Annotated in this window: 23 protein-coding genes; 12 read left to right on the top strand and 11 right to left on the bottom strand. The window is 41.1% G+C overall.

The features are described from left to right. Window positions 1–458 precede the first annotated feature (458 nt). Together dnaK and D0X99_RS14030 are read left to right on the top strand one after the other, a co-directional pair. Window positions 459–2,372, top strand: a complete 1,914-nt coding sequence (gene dnaK, locus D0X99_RS14035; protein ID WP_119478481.1) for a molecular chaperone DnaK — start codon at window positions 459–461, stop codon at window positions 2,370–2,372. Window positions 2,373–2,498: 126 nt separating this feature from the next. After that, window positions 2,499–2,873 (top strand): co-chaperone GroES, encoded by a 375-nt coding sequence (locus D0X99_RS14030; protein WP_119478480.1) that lies wholly within the window; start codon window positions 2,499–2,501, stop codon window positions 2,871–2,873. 220 nt (window positions 2,874–3,093) lie between these two features. Here the strand turns inward: D0X99_RS14030 and D0X99_RS14025 are convergent, their stop codons facing one another. From D0X99_RS14025 to rocD, 5 genes are all read right to left on the bottom strand, one after another. Continuing rightward, the gene (locus D0X99_RS14025; protein ID WP_119478479.1) at window positions 3,094–4,551 is read right to left on the bottom strand and encodes a porin; all 1,458 of its coding nucleotides are present in this window, start codon (window positions 4,549–4,551) and stop codon (window positions 3,094–3,096) included. Window positions 4,552–4,659: 108 nt separating this feature from the next. Then, complete coding sequence (locus tag D0X99_RS14020) at window positions 4,660–5,958, bottom strand: ammonium transporter (RefSeq protein WP_119478478.1); 1,299 nt, start codon at window positions 5,956–5,958, stop codon at window positions 4,660–4,662. Between the two features lie 515 nt (window positions 5,959–6,473). Further along, on the bottom strand, window positions 6,474–7,442 hold the full coding sequence (gene hemB / locus D0X99_RS14015; RefSeq protein ID WP_119478477.1) for a porphobilinogen synthase: 969 nt from the start codon (window positions 7,440–7,442) through the stop codon (window positions 6,474–6,476). Window positions 7,443–7,448: 6 nt separating this feature from the next. Further along, the gene (locus D0X99_RS14010; RefSeq protein ID WP_119478675.1) at window positions 7,449–8,102 is read right to left on the bottom strand and encodes an HAD family hydrolase; all 654 of its coding nucleotides are present in this window, start codon (window positions 8,100–8,102) and stop codon (window positions 7,449–7,451) included. A 51-nt stretch (window positions 8,103–8,153) separates the two neighbouring features. After that, complete coding sequence (gene rocD / locus D0X99_RS14005) at window positions 8,154–9,425, bottom strand: ornithine--oxo-acid transaminase (RefSeq protein ID WP_119478476.1); 1,272 nt, start codon at window positions 9,423–9,425, stop codon at window positions 8,154–8,156. A 72-nt stretch (window positions 9,426–9,497) separates the two neighbouring features. Here rocD and D0X99_RS20420 point away from each other — a divergent pair, with 72 nt between their 5' ends. From D0X99_RS20420 to D0X99_RS13960, 10 genes are all read left to right on the top strand, one after another. After that, window positions 9,498–9,650 carry a DUF5522 domain-containing protein gene (locus D0X99_RS20420; protein ID WP_158587707.1) on the top strand — a complete coding sequence of 51 codons (153 nt, stop codon included), beginning with the start codon at window positions 9,498–9,500 and terminating at the stop codon, window positions 9,648–9,650. Between the two features lie 103 nt (window positions 9,651–9,753). Beyond that, complete coding sequence (gene rpmB, locus D0X99_RS14000; protein WP_119478674.1) at window positions 9,754–9,996, top strand: 50S ribosomal protein L28; 243 nt, start codon at window positions 9,754–9,756, stop codon at window positions 9,994–9,996. Window positions 9,997–10,028: 32 nt separating this feature from the next. Further along, entirely contained in the window at window positions 10,029–10,211 is a 183-nt protein-coding gene (gene rpmG / locus D0X99_RS13995; protein ID WP_009036148.1) for a 50S ribosomal protein L33, read from the top strand. A gap of 37 nt (window positions 10,212–10,248) precedes the next feature. Continuing rightward, window positions 10,249–10,401, top strand: a complete 153-nt coding sequence (locus D0X99_RS13990) for a DUF4295 domain-containing protein (RefSeq protein ID WP_119478475.1) — start codon at window positions 10,249–10,251, stop codon at window positions 10,399–10,401. A 91-nt stretch (window positions 10,402–10,492) separates the two neighbouring features. Beyond that, window positions 10,493–11,449: a signal recognition particle-docking protein FtsY gene (ftsY, locus tag D0X99_RS13985; RefSeq protein ID WP_119478474.1), complete on the top strand. Its 957-nt coding sequence runs from the start codon at window positions 10,493–10,495 to the stop codon at window positions 11,447–11,449. Window positions 11,450–11,567: 118 nt separating this feature from the next. Beyond that, on the top strand, window positions 11,568–12,422 hold the full coding sequence (locus D0X99_RS13980) for an SPFH domain-containing protein (RefSeq protein ID WP_119478473.1): 855 nt from the start codon (window positions 11,568–11,570) through the stop codon (window positions 12,420–12,422). A gap of 6 nt (window positions 12,423–12,428) precedes the next feature. Continuing rightward, window positions 12,429–12,917 carry a hypothetical protein gene (locus D0X99_RS13975; protein WP_119478472.1) on the top strand — a complete coding sequence of 163 codons (489 nt, stop codon included), beginning with the start codon at window positions 12,429–12,431 and terminating at the stop codon, window positions 12,915–12,917. Further along, entirely contained in the window at window positions 12,917–13,411 is a 495-nt protein-coding gene (locus D0X99_RS13970; RefSeq protein WP_119478471.1) for a hypothetical protein, read from the top strand. The genes D0X99_RS13975 and D0X99_RS13970 overlap by 1 nt, the downstream gene beginning before the upstream one ends. Then, the gene (locus D0X99_RS13965; RefSeq protein ID WP_119478470.1) at window positions 13,401–13,580 is read left to right on the top strand and encodes an Arc family DNA-binding protein; all 180 of its coding nucleotides are present in this window, start codon (window positions 13,401–13,403) and stop codon (window positions 13,578–13,580) included. The genes D0X99_RS13970 and D0X99_RS13965 overlap by 11 nt, the downstream gene beginning before the upstream one ends. Before the next feature lie 83 nt (window positions 13,581–13,663). Beyond that, the gene (locus D0X99_RS13960; RefSeq protein WP_119478469.1) at window positions 13,664–14,428 is read left to right on the top strand and encodes a class I SAM-dependent methyltransferase; all 765 of its coding nucleotides are present in this window, start codon (window positions 13,664–13,666) and stop codon (window positions 14,426–14,428) included. Here D0X99_RS13960 and D0X99_RS13955 read toward each other — a convergent pair. From D0X99_RS13955 to D0X99_RS20615, 6 genes are all read right to left on the bottom strand, one after another. Then, on the bottom strand, window positions 14,425–15,387 hold the full coding sequence (locus D0X99_RS13955; protein ID WP_119478468.1) for a glycosyltransferase: 963 nt from the start codon (window positions 15,385–15,387) through the stop codon (window positions 14,425–14,427). The genes D0X99_RS13960 and D0X99_RS13955 overlap by 4 nt on opposite strands. After that, on the bottom strand, window positions 15,387–16,349 hold the full coding sequence (locus D0X99_RS13950; RefSeq protein WP_119478467.1) for a glycosyltransferase family 2 protein: 963 nt from the start codon (window positions 16,347–16,349) through the stop codon (window positions 15,387–15,389). The genes D0X99_RS13955 and D0X99_RS13950 overlap by 1 nt, the downstream gene beginning before the upstream one ends. 3 nt (window positions 16,350–16,352) lie before the next feature. Further along, window positions 16,353–16,901: a DUF4199 domain-containing protein gene (locus D0X99_RS13945; RefSeq protein ID WP_119478466.1), complete on the bottom strand. Its 549-nt coding sequence runs from the start codon at window positions 16,899–16,901 to the stop codon at window positions 16,353–16,355. A 7-nt stretch (window positions 16,902–16,908) separates the two neighbouring features. Beyond that, on the bottom strand, window positions 16,909–17,421 hold the full coding sequence (locus D0X99_RS13940; RefSeq protein WP_119478465.1) for a DUF4199 domain-containing protein: 513 nt from the start codon (window positions 17,419–17,421) through the stop codon (window positions 16,909–16,911). Then, window positions 17,414–18,655, bottom strand: a complete 1,242-nt coding sequence (locus tag D0X99_RS13935) for a dihydroorotase (protein ID WP_119478464.1) — start codon at window positions 18,653–18,655, stop codon at window positions 17,414–17,416. Before D0X99_RS13935 ends, D0X99_RS13940 begins: the two co-directional genes overlap by 8 nt. Beyond that, a partial coding sequence (locus tag D0X99_RS20615) for a hypothetical protein (RefSeq protein WP_233553726.1) occupies window positions 18,582–18,849 on the bottom strand: 268 nt, incomplete at its 5' end. The genes D0X99_RS13935 and D0X99_RS20615, both read right to left, overlap by 74 nt.

Genomic DNA, 18,849 nt, shown 5'->3' with positions numbered 1-18,849 from the left:
AAAGGACACAGGTGACACACTGAGGGATATTAATCAACCGTGAGAGATTTCAAATGGCCTTGAAAAGTCAATTCTTGGTCAAACAAAAGATTGTATTAATCCCTTGAGCAAAAAAGGAAAAATCGTCACATACCTGGAGACAAGAATTATCACCAGGCCAAGCAGGAACACCAAGACCCATTTGGCCCTTTCACGATTTCTGGAATTTGAAAAAAGGATCATTACCCAAGAGATGCAGAAGCATCTGAAAGGGTTGCGTAAGGCTAGGATCTTCATGTGCAAACTGCCAAATCCTGTTGGATGCTGTACCGAAGGAATGACAAATGGTATTTTCCCTTTCCAATCCTATGGCAGTTTAGCTGACAAACTGACACAAAAAACCTGTTTTTATCAGGTGGCACATACCTTGAACAATGGGGTTTGTATTAAATCAGCAACCACATAAAACTTATATAATCATGGGAAAAATTATAGGCATTGACTTGGGTACCACCAACTCCTGCGTGGCCGTAATGGAAGGTAACGAGCCTGTAGTCATCCAAAACAGCGAAGGAAGAAGAACCACTCCATCTATCGTGGCTTTTCTGGACAATGGAAACGGAGAGCGCAAAGTTGGCGACCCTGCTAAACGTCAGGCCATCACCAACCCAGCTAACACCATTTCCTCCGTAAAGAGATTCATGGGCAAGAAATTCTCTGAAGTCTCCGAAGAGAAAAAGCATGCCTCTTACAAAGTAGAGCAAGGCCCAAATGACACCGTAGTTGTAAAAATCGGTGACAGATCTTATACCCCTCAGGAGCTTTCAGCGATGATTCTTCAGAAAATGAAGAGCACAGCAGAGGACTTCTTGGGCCAAACCGTAACAGAGGCAGTTATTACTGTTCCTGCTTATTTCAACGATGCAGAACGTCAGGCAACCAAAGAAGCAGGACAAATTGCAGGTCTTGAAGTAAAGCGAATTATCAATGAGCCAACAGCAGCTGCTTTGGCTTACGGGATGGACAAAAAAAATCAGGACATGAAGATCGCAGTGTACGACCTTGGCGGAGGTACATTCGATATTTCCATCCTGGAATTGGGTGACGGGGTATTCGAAGTAAAATCCACCAACGGCGATGTACACTTGGGTGGCGACGACTTTGACCAAGTCATCATCGACTGGTTGGCTGCGGAATTCCAATCCGAAGAGCAGATCGACTTGAGAAAAGACCCTATGGCCCTTCAGCGCTTGAAAGAAGCTGCTGAAAAAGCCAAAATCGAACTTTCCAGCTCTGCTTCTACTGAAATCAACTTGCCATATATCACGGCGACCCAAACAGGTCCAAAGCACCTGGTTAGAAACCTAAGCCGAGCGAAGTTTGAGCAACTATCAGAAACCTTGATCAGAAGATCCATGGATCCATGTATCAAGGCCTTGAAAGATGCCGGTATGACTGCAGCTGATATCGATGAGGTAATCTTGGTAGGTGGATCAACCCGAATCCCAAAGATTCAGGAAGAAGTTGAGAAATTCTTTGGAAAGAAGCCTTCAAAGGGGGTTAACCCTGATGAAGTGGTAGCAATCGGAGCAGCAATCCAAGGTGGTGTATTGACCGGAGAAGTAAAAGACGTACTTCTTTTGGACGTAACCCCACTCTCTTTGGGTATCGAAACCATGGGCGGTGTATTCACCAAACTGATCGAAGCAAACACAACTATTCCTACAAAGAAATCCGAAGTATTCTCCACCGCAGTGGACAATCAACCTGCAGTAGATATCCATGTACTACAGGGAGAAAGACCTTTGGCCAAGGATAACAGATCTATCGGTAGATTCCAGCTTTCAGATATTCCACCGGCTCAACGAGGTGTACCTCAGATCGAAGTGACTTTCGACATTGATGCCAACGGTATTCTTAATGTGTCTGCAAAGGATAAAGGAACCGGAAAAGAGCAAAAGATCAAGATCGAAGCCTCTTCCGGACTTTCTCAGGATGATATCGAGCGCATGAAGCGTGAAGCTGAAGCAAACGCTGCTTCTGACAAGGCTGAAAAAGAAAAAATCGAAAAGCTCAACCAAGCCGACAGTCTGATTTTCCAGACTGAAAAGCAACTGAAAGAATACGGTGACAAACTTTCCGATGGGAACAAGGCAAATATCAACGCTGCTTTAGAAGCGTTGAAATCAGCTCATGGATCTAAAAACCTGGAAGGGGTAGACGCTTCCATGGCCAACTTGAACAAAGCCTGGGAAGCTGCATCTCAGGAAATGTATAACTCTACCCAGGGAGCGGGAGCTCAGCCTGGCCCTGATGCAGGGGCTGGAGCAGGTAGTTCCAGTGACGGAGTATCTGATGTAGATTACGAAGAGGTAAGCGAAGACAAGAAATAAGTTTTCTAAAACCAATTTAGACGGCATCTGCTTTTAAGTAGATGCCGTTCCTTTTGAAAAGCCAAGAATCAAGATTTTCAGATCAAGACTCTTGGCTTTTGTTTCATAATTCAAATCCTCAACAAAATGCAACTTACAGCAGACAATAAATTGAAAAAACTGATTGTGGTTGGAGACCGGGTTTTGATCCGATTGAAAAAGCCACACGAAAAAACCGGATCCGGCCTTTACCTTCCTCCGGGAGTTCAGGAGAAAGAAAAAGTCCAGCAAGGCTACATTATTAAAGCAGGTCCTGGATATCCGATTCCAATGCCGGTGGAAGAAAACGAACCATGGATGGATTCAGACGAGAAAGTCAAATACGTACCTCTTCAGGCTAAGGAAGGGGATCTGGCTATTTTCTTACTTTCCGGAGCCCATGAAGTGATGTATGAAGGCGAAAAATATTACATCGTTTCCCAAGCAGCAATTCTGATGTTGGAACGGGAAACAGACCTCTAAAAAAGAAGCCCGATCGTGTGATCGGGCTTTTAATTTAGTGAATCCAGCCTTTTTTAGGCCTAATGGATTTTGGTTCTTTATAGAATACCTTTATTTAAACTTTTTCATAAAAAAAAACCGAAGCGAAACTCACTCCGGCTTTATCAACAATAGACCCTGTTTTATTCTTTTGAATATATTCAAGACCCTTGGCTAAAAAGAAAATCCACCGATTTAGTCTTTAGAATTTATAAATCGCAGCAACACCAAATGTTGTTTGACTATTCTTCGTAAATAACCCATTCGCATCCATAAACTGTTGAGAACCCTGCTCATAACCGGTGTCATCCAATTTCTTGAAAACATCCATCCTCAATTCCGGCTTCAATAGGAGGTGACCATCTGCCAGTTTAACGTTCGTAGTAAAAGTGAAAGAATTAACTGAAGTTCCGATAAACGAACCGCTGACGTTATCGTAATTTCTCAATCCCCTTGCGCCATCTTCATTGTTAAAGTGCTCACCCCTTAGGCCTATATCAACAATATCGCCCAGCGCATAAGTAAGATAAAGATTGGCTCCATACCAAGTTTTAGTGCTAATCACATCGCCATCTGCCGGAACAAAAGTACCGGGAGAGCCTAGGGTCCCTCTCTGAGAGCCAAACATTACCCAGTAGCCAATATGGAATTTCTCAGAAACTTGATAGCCGCCGTTAAGATCATACACGGTGAAATTTCCATCGGGAGTCTTCCCTAGCTCATCTGCACTGGATTCATTTGTGTTGATGTAATTGAAATAAATATTGAGGCCTTCTACAGGCATTAAGGAAAGTTGCCCAATCAATCCCTTTGAGCGATTGTTGTCCTGAACGTAATCAAACCCATTAACAACTCCCAACATCAAGGAGACTTTATCACTAAATGTATAGCTTGATTTTAAACCTGTATGATAGAAAGGAATCCCACTATTGAAAGTATGATTAATGGAATAAAAAAAGTTAAGTGGGGCATCAATGTATTCATAGCCGATATGAGTTCCGAATTGCCCAAGAGTAAAGGATAATTTTTCGGTGACATTGTACTTAAAGTATGCCTGCTTAATAATTAGAGCTGAAAAGAGATCGTCTTTACCTAATTGATATCCATAGGCCGGTAATGATGTTGGCACATTCCCATAATTTCCATATTGCGCATTAGGACCATAGGCCAAGTCAAGCACCGCCTCAGACTTTTCATTTGTATAAGTGAATACTGTTTGGACCATCCCTAGAGCAAATTGATCTACTTTTCTGTCGAAGCCACGCCCCACACCAGATACCCCCATATTGTCCCTTGATGCTGGATTGTTGAAATTAGTAAAGTAATAGGAGTCTATGTAACCCGAGATTGACAGCTTTCCTCCGGATTCTACTATTTCAACTTCTTCGGCGGCCAGGATAGAATCTGGAGTTGCAGGATTATCAATTTCAGGTTGGGCAGAGATGTTTTTGGGCATCTTTGCTAAAGAACTGGCTTCTACCGTTGAGGCTAAAATAGAATTGTTGTCTACATTCATTGAAGACCTAGCTTGCAGAGATTTTTTTCCAAGGTCATCGGTAGAAATCGAAGGGATTTCTTTCTTTTTTTCTTCGACTTGAGCTAAAACTGCGTGTCCAATTGACAATTGCAGTACCAAAAGTAGTAGTACATGATTTTTCATTTTAATTTTGATTGTTGGTGAATGATAGAGTTGACCAATAGATCCCCGGTCCGGTCGAAAGAGAGTCGCGTTTTTTTCTCCGGACGGGGTTCTTTTTTTTTCTTTGGATTACTTATCGAAAACGATGGTGTATCCTCGGATTCCGTGCTCGTGAGAATCCAAACCAGTTCGCTCGTGCTCTTCTGATACACGGATACCGATAGTTACTTTAAGGATGTAAAAGATTACAAAAGCGGATGTAAATGCTGTTGCCCCACAGATGGCAGCACCAGTAAGTTGAGTCAGGAAGGTATGATCAGGGTTGGTGGAGAATATCCCTACTGCAAGGGTACCCCAAACTCCACAGGTTAGGTGCACTGAAACTGCTCCTACCACGTCGTCAAGTTTCAACTTGTCTAGAAAAATTGATGACAAAACCACCAAAATCCCTGCAATGAATCCAATCAAAATTGCTGCCCCTGGAGTGATGACATCTGCACCTGCGGTAATTCCAACAAGCCCTGCCAGTATTCCATTAAGTACCATCCCAAGATCAAGTCGCTTGAAAGCAATGTAAGAGGTGAATAAACCTCCTATCGCACCTGCACATGCACCCAAACAGGTGGTTACCAAAACAAGTGAAACTAAAGCCGGATTAGCAGACAAAACGGAGCCTCCATTAAATCCAAACCAGCCTAACCAAAGCAAGAAAGCTCCAATTACTGCCAAAGGCACACTTACAGCTGGCTTATTTACAGTCTGTCCGTTTACATATTTTCCAATTCTTGGCCCGACTAGGATCACACCTGCCAAGGCAGCCCATCCACCAACAGAGTGGACCAAAGTGCTCCCTGCAAAGTCATAGAATCCCATTGCTTTCAGAGCCCCACCACCCCACTGCCAGCTTCCGATTAGGGGGTATACAATCCCTACAAAAATCAAAGTGAAAATCAGATAAGCCCAAAGCTTAACTCGCTCCGCAATTGCACCGGAGACGATAGTGGCAGCTGTTGCAGCAAACATAGCCTGAAACAAGAAGTCAGTCCAATAGGTGTATCCTCCCGCAGCATATCCGGCGGTCACATCCGCGCTGCCTGGTGAAAACCAAAACATATTCCATCCGGCAGTATTAAAACTAAACCAACCTGGGGTTTCAAATCCTGGATACATGAGGTAAAAGCCCACAGCTGCATAGCTAAGGATTCCGATAACCGGGGTGACTGTGTTTTTAAACAGGATATTAACGGTGTTTTTTGCCTGACCGAATCCGGTCTCTACTGTGGCAAATCCAAGGTGCATAATGAACACGAGTGCGGTACACAACATCATCCAGACGTTGTTGGTTGTAAACAGATTTTCGGCAAGTGCGGTAGAGACTTCAACTGGCACAGCCAAATCGTTTGCTAACAGGGTTGAGAAATACATCATAGGTTTTAGGATAAATTTTGAATGTTTTTCAGAATTTAATTAGGATTTGAAAGCGTAAGCTTGATTCGAATGTAATTATAAAAAAAGCATAAAAACAAACTGATTTTTAAATTATTGGCAATTTTTTCAAGTATTAAAGATCATTTTTAATCCATTTTTTTCATTTTTTTCAATTTTTAAGAACAATTAGGATGTTTTTTAAACCTATTTCATAAAAAAATAAAATTTGGATAAGCTTTAGATAATTTTTCGAAAACGATTACGTGATCCACTAAACAGATCAAAAAATATTTTTATGATTCTTATAAAGAATATTATTTTGAATAATCTGCTTTTTTAAAAGTTTTATCTAATTTTTGAGTTTTATGAAAAATGTAAATTTTCTGAAAATCTGATTTTTTTTAACTCTATTTAAAAATAGATCCATTACAAATAGATAATCAAGATTTAATTATAACCATGAAAAACAAAAAACCCGGAAAATTCCGGGTTTTTACTTCTTTTTTAAACCTTTTTTATTTTTGGAGCCTAGCAAACTCTTTTGCAAAGTATGTCAAGATGATTTTCGCACCCGATCTTTTGATTGAAAGCAGAATTTCGAGCATTGCACGTTCAGAATCAAGCCAATCATTGGCTGCAGCAGCTTTTACCATACTATATTCACCCGAAACGTTATAAGCAGCAATTGGAACGGGGTAATTATCACTCAAAAGCTTGATTATATCCAAATAGGACAAGGCTGGCTTGACCATTAGAAAATCAGCACCTTCCTCCAAGTCCAGATCGGCTTCAATTAATGCCTCCCTGGAATTTGCAGGATTCATCTGATAGGTTTTTTTATCCCCAAATTTTGGAGCAGAATCCAACGCATCCCTAAACGGACCATAGAATGCACTCGCATACTTAGCAGTGTAAGACATAATTGAAGTTTCCTTAAAGCCATTTTCGTCCAAAAGATTACGGATATAACCAACTCTTCCATCCATCATGTCAGAGGGGCCTAAAATATCCACCCCTACCTCTGCCTGAGCTAGAGACATTTTTCCTAGGATTGCCAATGTTTCATCATTGAGAATTTTTCCGTTTTTCACCAATCCGTCGTGCCCATCGCTGCTGTAAGGATCCATGGCAACATCCGACATCAAGCATAATTCTGGGAATTTCCTTTTGATTTCTTTCAGTGCTTTTAAGTAAAACGTCTCGGGATTGTAACTCTCAGATGCAATTTGGTCTTTCAATGATTCCGGATAGGCGGGAAATACATCAAAAGACATTATTCCCAACTTCATACACTCTTCGATTTCCTTCAGCATGAGATCAATCGAATACCGATAAATGCCTGGCATGGAATTGACTTCGACTTGCTTTTTTTGCCCCTCAATCAGAAAAAGTGGGAAGATTAAGTCTTTTACAGAAACACTGGTTTCCTCAACCAGGTTGCGAACGGATTCAGATTTGCGGTTTCTTCGGGGTCTTCTTTGCATAATGAATTAAGGAAACAAACTTAAAACTTGATCTAAACTTAGACTTCTGTAGTCTTGGATGTAATAATGGCACTCCGGTAATTCATCCTTCCGATGGCTACTCAGGACACCTATCACCTTCATTCCGGCATTCAACCCTGCAGTAGCTCCTGAGAATGAATCTTCAAAAACTATACAGTTTTCAGGATCAACCTGAAGATTGAATGCGCTTTTGAGATAAACTTCAGGGTCGGGCTTATGCTTGCTTACATGCTCACTGGCGAGGGCAGATTCCAAATGAGGAAAAAGGTCCAACCTGCCGGCAATCAGCTCCATATTGGCAAAAGGAGCTGAGGTTGCCACACCGGTTTTTAATCCTGCTTTTCGCAATCCATGAAAAAACTCCAAAAACCCCGGAATAGGATCGACGTGGTGCTGATAGATTTCTCTGAAAAGACTCTCTTTTTCAAATTCCAAGTCAAGAAGCTCCTGACCTTCGATTTTCCTTCCCAAAAAATGGCTCAAAATATATCCATTGTTTTTACCATACATGTGAAGCATAAATTCTTCCTCAGTCGGGAACAGATTCCGTTTTTCGAAGAAGATTTTGAAAGCTTGGGAATGAAAGGGATTGGTGTGACAAATGACCCCATCCATATCGAATATAACTGCTTTTCTCACTGGCAAGCATAGGTTATGCTCTCTGTTTTAATCCTAGGGAGAGCCTTAAATTTACTTTTCAAATTGGGAGAAAACTCCCTCAATAATATCACAGCACTCATGCAACTGCTCCTCAGTCATCACTAACGGTGGGGCAAATCGAATAATATTCCCATGAGTCGGTTTTGCTAAAAGACCATTTTCAGCTAGTTTCATACAAATCTCCCACGCAGTGCTACTTTCCGGAGTATCGTTGATCACCACTGCATTGAGCAAGCCCTTTCCTCTTACAAGCTTGGCGACTCTGTATTTATCCACCACCATTTGCATTCGCTCACGAAACATTCTTCCCAGTTTGCGGGCATTTAGGGCTAGCTTTTCATCTCGAACAACTTCCAAGGCAGTCATTGCTACTTTTGCCCCGAGCGGGTTACCTCCAAAAGTAGATCCATGTTGACCTGGTTTGATTACTTCCATTATATGATTATCAGCCAATACAGCGGAAACCGGGTAAAATCCTCCTGAAAGCGCCTTTCCCAGAATCAAAATATCAGGCTTGGTATACGTATCCTGTCTTTCACAGGGACCCTCACAGGTACAGTTGCCACAAACAGCAAGAAGGGACCCAGTTCTTGCAATTCCTGTTTGGATTTCGTCAGCGATAAAGAGAACGTTTTCCGATGCACAGGCTTCTTTTGCCAATCGAATAAAGTTATTGTCAGGAACATAAACACCGGCTTCACCCTGGATGGGCTCTACTAAAAATGCTACTACACCATCTTCTTTTAAGGCTTGTTTCAGAGCAGATATATCATTGTAAGGAATTCGAATAAATCCATCAGTGTAAGGGCCAAAATTCTTTCGTGCATTTGAATCATTTGAAAAAGAAATGATTGTGGTGGTTCGACCATGAAAATTGTTCTCAGCAACAATAATCTTCGCATGATTTTCAACAACTCCCTTACGCTCATAGCCCCATTTTCTGGCAAGTTTTATGGCTGTTTCAACCCCTTCAGCACCTGTATTCATGGGAAGGACTTTATCAAATCCGAAGTATTCGGTGATGTATTTCTCAAATGGCCCAAGCATATCATTGTAAAAAGCACGAGAGGTCAGAGTTAGTGTCCCAATCTGCTCGATCATAGCTTCTTTTATCCTCGGATGGCAATGACCTTGGTTGACAGCTGAGTAGGCGGAAAGAAAATCAAAATACCGTTTTCCTTCTACATCCCAGAGGAAAACACCCTCCCCTCGAGCCAAAACCACCGGCAAAGGATGGTAATTATGAGCTCCATATTTGTCCTCGAGTTCGATTGCTTGGTTACTGGAAGTGATGGTTTCCATGATTTGGTTATTTTTACACGGTTTTTTAATACTTACAAGTCCCAAATATAGCAATTGCCTTAAGGCCAATACATGAAACAGGAAAAGAAGCCATTCCCCAAATTAACCGAGGAGGACTATTACCTCAATGACCAAGGCCTTATGGTTTTTACTGCGAAATACCACTTAAAAAGAGGGTATTGCTGCGGAAGCGGGTGCAAGCATTGTCCCTATCCAAAGAGCTAAGGAAAAGAGGGAATATTTTTAAAAGCCTTTGTTGTTAATTCCCAAAAAGTTCCGATATTTGCAGACTCATTACAGAAACGCATTCATTTTACGATACGAAATCATGGCAAAAGTTTGTGACATAACCGGAAAAAGACCTCGAGTAGGTAACAATGTGTCCCATGCAAACAACAAAACCAAGCGTAGATTTTACCCAAATCTTCACAAGAAGAGTTTCTACGTTCCTGAGGAAGACGCATGGATCACTTTGAAAGTCTGCACAAAAGCATTGAAGACAATCAATAAAAAAGGCATCACTGCAGTTTTGAAAGAAGCGCAGGAAAAAGGCATGATTGTAATCAGATAATCAAAGTCACAGTCCCTTAAATCAACACAGAGATGGCTAAGAAAGGAAATAGAGTACAAGTGATAATGGAATGCACTGAGCACAAAAACTCAGGCATGCCAGGTACTTCCAGATATATCACTACCAAAAACAGAAAAAATACCACCGAAAGATTGGAATTGAAGAAATTCAACCCAATCCTAAAGAAGGTAACTGTTCATAAAGAAATTAAGTAATTTAGCTCGGGAGCAATCCTGTTAAAACAATCAAGAAATGGCTAAGAAAGTAGTAGCAACCCTGAAAAAAGAAGGTGGCGTGTCTTACGCCAAAGTTATTCGTGCCGTAAAGTCTGAAAAGACCGGTGCTTACACCTTTAGAGAAGAAATGGTCCCTGCCGCAGCAGTACAGGACACGTTGAAAAAATAATTTGCCACGCGCATCGTAATGCAGTCAAGTCCCTCTGGTCTAAAGCCGGCAGGGACTTTTTCATTATATTTCACTTTTAAAACATAGCAGCATGGGAATCTTTGGTTTCTTTTCAAAAGATAAAAAAGAAAGCCTTGATCAGGGATTACAGAAAACCAGCGAATCGATTTTCTCAAAAATCAGCAAGGCAGTTGTTGGCAAATCTAAAGTTGACGAGGATGTATTGGATCAGTTGGAGGAAATACTCATCACTTCCGATGTCGGAGTGGAAACCACGATCAAAATCATCCGGAGAATTGAGGAGCGGGTATCAAAAGACAAATACCTCAACACAGCCGAACTGGACACCATTCTCCGGGAAGAAATCGCCTCACTTCTGGAAGAAAACAATACTCAAGATCTACTTGATTTTGACATTCCAGCCAATAAAAAACCATATGTAATCATGGTGGTCGGAGTAAACGGAGTCGGAAAAACCACTACAATCGGAAAGTTGGCAAATCTTTTTAAAAATGCTGGTAAATCGGTCGTACTGGGAGCTGCCGATACGTTTAGGGCTGCTGCTGTGGATCAATTGATCCTTTTGGGAAACCGAGTTGGAGTGCCTGTGGTATCCCACGGCATGAACACAGACCCAGCCTCAGTGGCTTTTGACGCAGTGAAACAAGGGCTGGACAGCGGTGCAGATGTAGTGATTGTTGATACAGCAGGTAGGCTTCACACAAAAGTTAATCTCATGAATGAGCTGAGCAAAATTAAACGCGTGATGCAGAAATTCATTCCTGATGCACCTCATGAGATCTTACTGGTTTTGGACGGCTCCACCGGTCAAAATGCTTTTATACAGGCCAAAGAATTCACCAAAGCCACTGAAATTTCTGCTTTGGCCATCACCAAATTAGATGGAACAGCAAAAGGAGGTGTCGTAATTGGCATTTCGGACCAGTTTAAAATACCGGTGAAATACATTGGTGTGGGCGAGAAAATGACCGATCTCCAGATTTTCAACAGAAAAGAATTTGTAGACTCTCTTTTCAAAAAGAAATAAAGTTCAAACTCTTAACTAATAATCCTCCAAAGTTTTGGGGGATTTTTTTTACCCAAACTTGAACATGAAAATTCTTTTTACGTAATTCAATATGATATCATTTTAACATCATATTAACATGGAAAAAGTCATCAAACCCTCATCTGGCTATTTAATTCTTTTCTTGGCTTTGGCCGGAATCGCCGCTTCCATTTTCTTTTTTACTCAAGCCTTGCCGCTTCCTATAGTAGGCGGTATGGTTTTGCTTTTGTCCATCATTTGTTTAGCTGGTTTCTTCATTGTAGACCCCAACAAAGCCATGGTTCTTTTGCTCTTCGGCGAATACAAGGGAACTGTAAAAGCGAATGGCTTTTTTTGGGTGAATCCATTTATGACCAAAAAGAAGATTTCCCTAAGAGTCAGAAATTTTGAAAACAAACCACTCAAGGTGAATGACAAAATCGGTAATCCGGTGATGATTGGCACAATCGTCGTCTGGCAAGTCGAAGACACCTTCAAAACCACTTTTGATGTGGAAGATTATGAAAATTTTGTCCACTTGCAGACCGATGCAGCAGTAAGGAAGATGGCAGGGCTTTTCTCTTATGACAACTTTGATGACGATCACTCGGAAATTACACTTCGCTCAGGTGTGGAAGAAGTCAACCATTCATTGGAAAAAGAAATTGCAGAAAGGCTACTGCAAGCAGGAATTAAAGTAATCGAAGCTCGGATTTCAAATCTAGCTTATGCCTCAGAAATCGCATCAGCAATGCTTCAGCGACAGCAAGCAACAGCTATTGTGGCAGCAAGACAAAAGATAGTCGAAGGTGCAGTGGGAATGGTGGAAATGGCCCTTGCCGACTTGAAAATGAAAGATATCATTGAATTTGATCAGGAAAAGAAAGCCGCTATGGTTTCCAATCTGATGGTAGTACTTTGCTCGGACAGAAGCGCTAGTCCGGTTCTGAATGTAGGGACGCTAAACCAATAATTTCCAATGGTGGTCATTGAGCAACAAAGTTTCCGTGGTACGGTCCTGATGTATGGGATCATCATGCTGGAACTCCCTACCCTTTTATTGATCAGTTTGCTTTACTTCAATGGAAAGCTTGGTGATGGGGGTTGGATAGCATTTGCCACCGTCGGAACACTCATTCCATTGACCTTCATATTGATGATGAGTCTAGTTTTGGAAACACGGATTGACCCGTATAGCTTTTCTTATCGGAACTTTCCATTTCAGACCAATTGGAAAAAGATTAGGAAGGAGGATATTTCGTCCATTTCAATTCAAAAAAAAGATGGATTCCCGGACTATGGAGGTATCGGGCTAAGGTTTTACGGAAAAACCAAGGCCTACATTTACTTTGCAGACCATGTAATTGAGATTGAATCGGGTGCAAAAAAACTGGTTCTCACAACCAAAAAACCAAAAGAATTTGAGGCTGTGATTGACTTGTGGAGAGCTGAAAAACTAGTGAATTGATGTCAGAATACGTATTCAAAGAGACCCAACGATTTAAACAGATTTGGATTTGGGCTGTCCTAGTAGGCGTGACAGCTATTTCCCTCTGGGAATTGTTTTTTATTGAATCCTCAAAGCCAACAGAATCTTGGGGTAAGGCTCTTCCTCTCGTAATTCTCTTCCTGGTTTTTGCACTTTTGCTTAATCTAAAATTAAAAATCAGGATCGATTCTGAAAGCTTAAAATTTAGCTTTTACCCGATCATTCGTGAGCGAAAATACCAATTCGAAGACATTGATTCTATGGAACTAATCGAATACAATGGACTCCTGGAATATGGAGGATGGGGAATCAAATGGAACTTGAACTCTTGGTCATACACCACCGGAGGAAGACACGGTATATTGGTGAAAACCGGAAATAAAAAATTCCTTTTAGGTACACATAAGCCTGAAGAAGCCAAGAAAGCCTTAGAACAGTTTGCTTCATTCAAATCCCAATCTTATGGCAGCTAAAAAACCGTTCGCACTGAGATTGGACGAGAAAATGATGAAGGCAGTGGAAAAATGGGCGGAGGATGAATTTCGCAGTACCAATGGACAGCTGGAATGGATCATTCGCGAAGCCTTAAAAAAAGCAGGAAGGCTTCCTAAATCCACCCAAAGCGAATCGGAATCCAGTTGAACAAACACAAAATTCCCGCACAATAGAAAAAGCTTATCCGATCTATTTCGCTTTTGGTAACTTGCGACAGCATTTTGATCCCTATGAAATCCATCATCAGCTTTGTCATACGCTACATACCACGGCCAATTCTTCAGAAAATAAGCCCTCTGGTGATGAAAGTTCTTTCTCAACTCAACAAAGGGAATGAAGTGGAATGCCCAGTCTGCCGCAGTCAATACAAAAAATTTCTCCCCTATGGACGGATTGCGCGGGAAAATGCGCTTTGCCCTAATTGTCTAGCCTTGGAAAGACACCGTCTGATGTGGCTGTTTTTGAAGGAAAAGACCAACTTCTTTTCAGCCAATTTAAAAGTACTCCACGTCGCTCCGGAGCATTGCTTTATTGAGCGATTTGAAGCCCTGCCTAATCTGGAATACATTACTGCCGACATTGAATCACCTTTGGCCAAAGTGAAAATGGACGTTCATTCCATTCCTTTCCCGGACAACACGTTTGACGTAGTATTTTGCAACCATGTTTTGGAACATGTGGACGATGACCTATTGGCCTGCTCCGAATTCAACCGAGTACTAAAACCCACTGGCTGGGGAATCCTCCAATCGCCGGTTTACAACTTGGAAAAGACCATCGAGGACAAGACAATTACCGAACCAGCCGAAAGGGAAAAACTCTTTGGACAGCGCGATCACGTGAGAAAGTTTGGTAAGGATTATGCCCAACGACTCCGCAAATCAGGGCTTCAGATTGAAGAGAATCAATTTGTAAAACACCTTGATTCGGAAAAAGTAAAGCGATATGCACTAGCATCAGACGAGGTGATTTTCGTCTGCAGGAAAGGAAATTAATTTTTAACACCCTTTCTAAAAAGCTCGACTACTAAACCTGCTCCATATCCACAAAGCTGGATTATGGAAGTCAACAAGGCCAAAATTCCAACTAATATCGATTGATATTTCCAGCTGGAAGTAGTGATTACCAACCCGGCCCAAACTCCCAAAATGAGTAGATGGGGGATTAACAAAAAGTGAAAAAAGAGCGCATTCAGAATTATTGAAATCAAAAACAGTAAAAAAAAGGTCGGTAGCCAATGTACTAGCTTAATTGCTTCCGGGTGAAATCTGGAGACATTTACCCGATTTCGACCAAAAGAAAATGCCTGTTTTGCAAAGGACCATAGTGTGTTCTTTCGTTTGTGATACACAAAAGCCTCCTCAATCAGTTCCAGTTTAAAGCCTGATTTTTTGATCCGGATGCTCCATTCGATGTCCTCACCACGATTTGGATCCACAAATCCACCTATTTTTTCGAAAAGGGCTCTTGAAACACCCATATTGAATCCTCTTGCCTGATACTTTGACGGATTTTTAAGCTTCCCCCGGATACCACCGGTGGTCCAAAATGAAGTCATGGCAAAATCCATCGCCTTCTGCAAATTGGAAAAATCAGCAGCTGCAGCGTCAGGACCTCCATATGCATCCAATTTTCTTTCGTGAATTGCATCATTTAAAACACGCAAATAATCAGGAGGAAGGATCACATCCGAATCAAGGATAACGAAAAAGTCTCCCTTCGCTTGATTCATACCAAAGTTTCGGGCAAACCCCTGGCCTTGGTTTTTTCGAAAAAAGTATCGAATTGACAATATTGACTCAAATTGAGCAGCAACCTGATCCGACTTGATGGAAGAACCATCTTCGACTAAAATCACCTCGAAATCAAAATAGGTTTGATTTTTCAGGCTTGTAAGAAGTTCAAAAATCTCCGATGGACGATTATAAACCGGTATGATGACCGAAAAAAACATCAAAAGTCAAAGTTGAGCTCCTCGTCAATTTTATACTCGATCTCTTTGGATTGATTGGACGTCATCAATTCCGCAATGAAACCTGTGACGAAGAGTTGTACTCCTATTATTAAAGCGACTAAGGCAAGGAAAAACAATGGCTGATCAACGACCTCCCGGACTTTCAATCCCTTGCTCAATCCATATATCTTTTCAAAAATCAACCAGGCAGTAATGACAAAGCCAGTCATAAATGATACAGTTCCCAAGAGACCAAAGAAATGCATGGGCTTTTTCTTGTACCGATGAACAAAGGAAACCGTGATTAAGTCCAGGAATCCATTTAAGAATCGCTCCAATCCAAACTTGGAATACCCGTATTTTCTCGCCTGATGCTGAACTACTCTTTCCCCGATTTTCCCAAAGCCATTCCATTTGGCCAACAGCGGAATATAGCGATGCATTTCTCCATAGACATGAATGTTTTTTACCACTTTATTTCGGTAAGCTTTCAATCCACAATTGAAATCATGAAGCTGAATACCGGAAATCCATCGGGTTACTCCATTAAAAAATTTGGAGGGAATTGTCTTTGAAATTGGGTCGTGACGCTCTTTTTTCCAACCGGAAACTACGTCAAGTCCTTCCTTAATCACCGCTTCATACAAGCCGGGAATTTCATCAGGACTATCCTGCAAGTCAGCATCCATAGTAATGACCACTTCTCCTATAGCCCGTCTAAAGCCCGCATCCAAGGCGGCAGACTTTCCATAATTCCGAGTGAAATTGAGGCCTTTTAGATGGGGGGTTTGAGAAGAAACTTTTTGAATTACTTCCCATGAACGGTCCGTACTGCCATCATTGACAAGGATTACTTCATAAGAAAAGCCGTGCTCATTCATCACACGGCTAATCCACTGAGTCAATTCTGGCAAAGATTCCTCTTCATTAAAAACAGGAACTATTACGGAAATCTGAGTCATAGTTTAGAATTCGAGAGACTTATCTCTCTTTTTGAGGATTGCTGCCAAAATTAAGGCAATAATCGCATAAGCTATCAGACCAAATCCAAAGTTTTTCAATTGCCCTGTCAATGTATAATTGGATTCGGCATTGGCCTTCATTTCATCCAGCATTTCTGGGGCAAGATCGTCAGGATTTTGGCCAAAACTCTCCATCATATTTAGACCTGCTTCAAAGGAAAGCTCACCCAAAACTTGTGGAAGAGAGGGATCAATTACATGATAAAGCAAAATTTGCCCCACTAGAGTTACCAGCCCCGATATGATCATGGTTATGAAACTAAAATTAAAAGCTGTTCCAAAACTCATAAATCCTCCTAAATCGGATCGGTACTGTTTTCCAAAAAAAATGATCAACACAAAAAACACCACTAATGCAACTAAGCCGAACCACGCTGATGCCAATAAACTGGAGTCAATAAAATACGCGATGTAAGTTAGTACCAATGTAACCAAGCCAATGGTAAGACCTGGTTTAACCGAGGCCTGAAAAGGAGATTCTTGCTCTTCCATAAAAGAATTAGTTAGGATTTTTTCTTAAAATAATTGAAATAATAATACTAAAAAACATTCCTGGAATGACTTTCCAAAGTCCGTCATTCAGCGCAATATCCCAAGGAGTCATTGTTTTGAGATTCTCACCTGTGGTATTAAACGAATCCTCTCCTACCTGAGCTACTATGGTTTCCTTATTTTCCATCAACACTCCCCATTTGACATCCTTGATAACAGCGAAAAAATCCGGAGAAAAATTCAAAATAATCCAAATTCCAAGGGTGGATAAAATCGCCATGAGTGAATAAGTAACAAATCCAACTGTCATTCCCTCAGCAAAGGAAAGAAAGCCTGAATTTGAATACTCTTTGAAGAATTTTATGGACAAAAAGAGCGAAACTGGAACTAAGAAATAGCCAAAGATGAGATTAAGATTTGTGGGGTCTGGATTTAAAAATGACAGAAAATAAAATGAAACCACACTGAGTATCCCTCCCAAGGTACCAAACTGGTAAGCCGTAATTAAGTATTTATTCATTGACCACGATTAATTGGCCCTTTTGAATGACATATTTTACTTTGCCTTGAAGTTCTTTTCCAAACCAAGGATTATTTGCTGACAATGATTTATTACTCTTTTCATTGTAAAGCCACTTTTCTTCGGGAGAAAAAATGGTCCAAGAATCAACTGAACTTTCAATAATTTTTGCCGGCCCTGCGGTTATTTTATCGATCAAAAGTCCCCAGCCTAATTCCTTGGATAGCATTACCAAAGCAGGCAAAAAGGTCTGCAAGCCCGCCATACCAAAAAATGCCAAATCAAATTCAGCAAATTTAGAGTCAAAATCCTGAGGTTGGTGATTGGATACTAACGCATCGATTGTTCCATCCTTCAACCCTCCAATTAAGGCCTCTCTTTCCTTCTGACTTCTAAATGGAGGTTTTACTTTATAATTTGAATCAAAGGTAACCAAATCCTCATCTGAGAAAATTAACTGATAAATCGAGACGTCGGCAGTAACTTTTAATCCTTCCGCCTTAGCCTTTCGGATTAGGTCAACTCCTTTCGGGGTATTTACAGTTTGGAAGTGGACTCTACCACCGGTATAACGAATAATTTCAAGGTTTCTCTGGATCGCAACATCTTCTGCCAAATTTGGAATTCCTTTCATCCCAAGTTTGGTAGAAATCAATCCTTCATGCATCTGTCCGAATATTCCTAGAAGTGGATCATAGGCATGATCAAAAAGAATTCCATCAAACTTCTGCAGATATTGAAGGATTTTCATGTATCGGTCAGAATTAGAAAGAGTTTTAATTCCATCACCAAAAAATTTCAGACCTGACTGAAAATGCATATCCAGAATTTCAGTTAGATCTTCACCAGCTGCGTTCCTTGTTACTGCTCCCATCACATGCAATTGTGAGGTAAATGACTTGGCTTTGTTAAGAACGTAATCCACCTCATTCTTAGACTGGATCACGGGGTCGGTATTTGGCATGATCAATGCCTCAGAAAAACCGCTGGAAGTCAAAGTTTGGCATAAACTTTCAACTGTCTCTCGATACTCCTGCCCGGGCTCTCCAATTCCACACCGAAGGTCAATCCAGCCTTTTGACCCAAGAAGATTAGCGCAGTCAATGACGGTAGAGAAGACATCTGAATTTGATTTCAAAACCTCTTCAACTAGACCGCTTTCAATAGAGTAATCTTTGGGTTCCAAAATGACACCATCTTGAATCAATCTGAGGTTTTTTAGTAATACAGCCATCAACTTGAGTTTTGCTGCAAAACTGCAACAATAATCCTAATATGAAAAATGAGATTAATAATTCCTGAGGAATAAAAAATCCGAAGGTATAAAACGCAAAAAACCCAGCTTTATGAGCTGGGTTTTGAATAATGTGGCGGCGACCTACTCTCCCGGGTGTAACCCCAGTACCATCGGCGCTGCAGGGCTTAACT

This window comes from Algoriphagus lacus, from assembly GCF_003583985.1.
Lineage (GTDB): Bacteria > Bacteroidota > Bacteroidia > Cytophagales > Cyclobacteriaceae > Algoriphagus > Algoriphagus lacus.
The sequence above is the reverse complement of the archived record's forward strand: the minus strand, read 5'-3'. Positions and strand labels throughout refer to the sequence as shown.

Bases quoted from the DNA above. Each gene is read 5' to 3' on its own strand.
- dnaK (WP_119478481.1), top strand. From the start codon at position 459: ATGGGAAAAATTATAGGCATTGACTTGGGTACCACCAACTCCTGCGTG.
- D0X99_RS14030 (WP_119478480.1), top strand. From the start codon at position 2,499: ATGCAACTTACAGCAGACAATAAATTGAAAAAACTGATTGTGGTTGGA.
- D0X99_RS14025 (WP_119478479.1), bottom strand. From the start codon at position 4,551: ATGAAAAATCATGTACTACTACTTTTGGTACTGCAATTGTCAATTGGA.
- D0X99_RS14020 (WP_119478478.1), bottom strand. From the start codon at position 5,958: ATGATGTATTTCTCAACCCTGTTAGCAAACGATTTGGCTGTGCCAGTT.
- hemB (WP_119478477.1), bottom strand. From the start codon at position 7,442: ATGCAAAGAAGACCCCGAAGAAACCGCAAATCTGAATCCGTTCGCAAC.
- rocD (WP_119478476.1), bottom strand. From the start codon at position 9,425: ATGGAAACCATCACTTCCAGTAACCAAGCAATCGAACTCGAGGACAAA.
- D0X99_RS20420 (WP_158587707.1), top strand. From the start codon at position 9,498: ATGAAACAGGAAAAGAAGCCATTCCCCAAATTAACCGAGGAGGACTAT.
- rpmB (WP_119478674.1), top strand. From the start codon at position 9,754: ATGGCAAAAGTTTGTGACATAACCGGAAAAAGACCTCGAGTAGGTAAC.
- rpmG (WP_009036148.1), top strand. From the start codon at position 10,029: ATGGCTAAGAAAGGAAATAGAGTACAAGTGATAATGGAATGCACTGAG.
- D0X99_RS13990 (WP_119478475.1), top strand. From the start codon at position 10,249: ATGGCTAAGAAAGTAGTAGCAACCCTGAAAAAAGAAGGTGGCGTGTCT.
- ftsY (WP_119478474.1), top strand. From the start codon at position 10,493: ATGGGAATCTTTGGTTTCTTTTCAAAAGATAAAAAAGAAAGCCTTGAT.
- D0X99_RS13980 (WP_119478473.1), top strand. From the start codon at position 11,568: ATGGAAAAAGTCATCAAACCCTCATCTGGCTATTTAATTCTTTTCTTG.
- D0X99_RS13975 (WP_119478472.1), top strand. From the start codon at position 12,429: ATGGTGGTCATTGAGCAACAAAGTTTCCGTGGTACGGTCCTGATGTAT.
- D0X99_RS13970 (WP_119478471.1), top strand. From the start codon at position 12,917: ATGTCAGAATACGTATTCAAAGAGACCCAACGATTTAAACAGATTTGG.
- D0X99_RS13965 (WP_119478470.1), top strand. From the start codon at position 13,401: ATGGCAGCTAAAAAACCGTTCGCACTGAGATTGGACGAGAAAATGATG.
- D0X99_RS13960 (WP_119478469.1), top strand. From the start codon at position 13,664: ATGAAATCCATCATCAGCTTTGTCATACGCTACATACCACGGCCAATT.
- D0X99_RS13955 (WP_119478468.1), bottom strand. From the start codon at position 15,387: ATGTTTTTTTCGGTCATCATACCGGTTTATAATCGTCCATCGGAGATT.
- D0X99_RS13950 (WP_119478467.1), bottom strand. From the start codon at position 16,349: ATGACTCAGATTTCCGTAATAGTTCCTGTTTTTAATGAAGAGGAATCT.
- D0X99_RS13945 (WP_119478466.1), bottom strand. From the start codon at position 16,901: ATGGAAGAGCAAGAATCTCCTTTTCAGGCCTCGGTTAAACCAGGTCTT.
- D0X99_RS13940 (WP_119478465.1), bottom strand. From the start codon at position 17,421: ATGAATAAATACTTAATTACGGCTTACCAGTTTGGTACCTTGGGAGGG.
- D0X99_RS13935 (WP_119478464.1), bottom strand. From the start codon at position 18,655: ATGGCTGTATTACTAAAAAACCTCAGATTGATTCAAGATGGTGTCATT.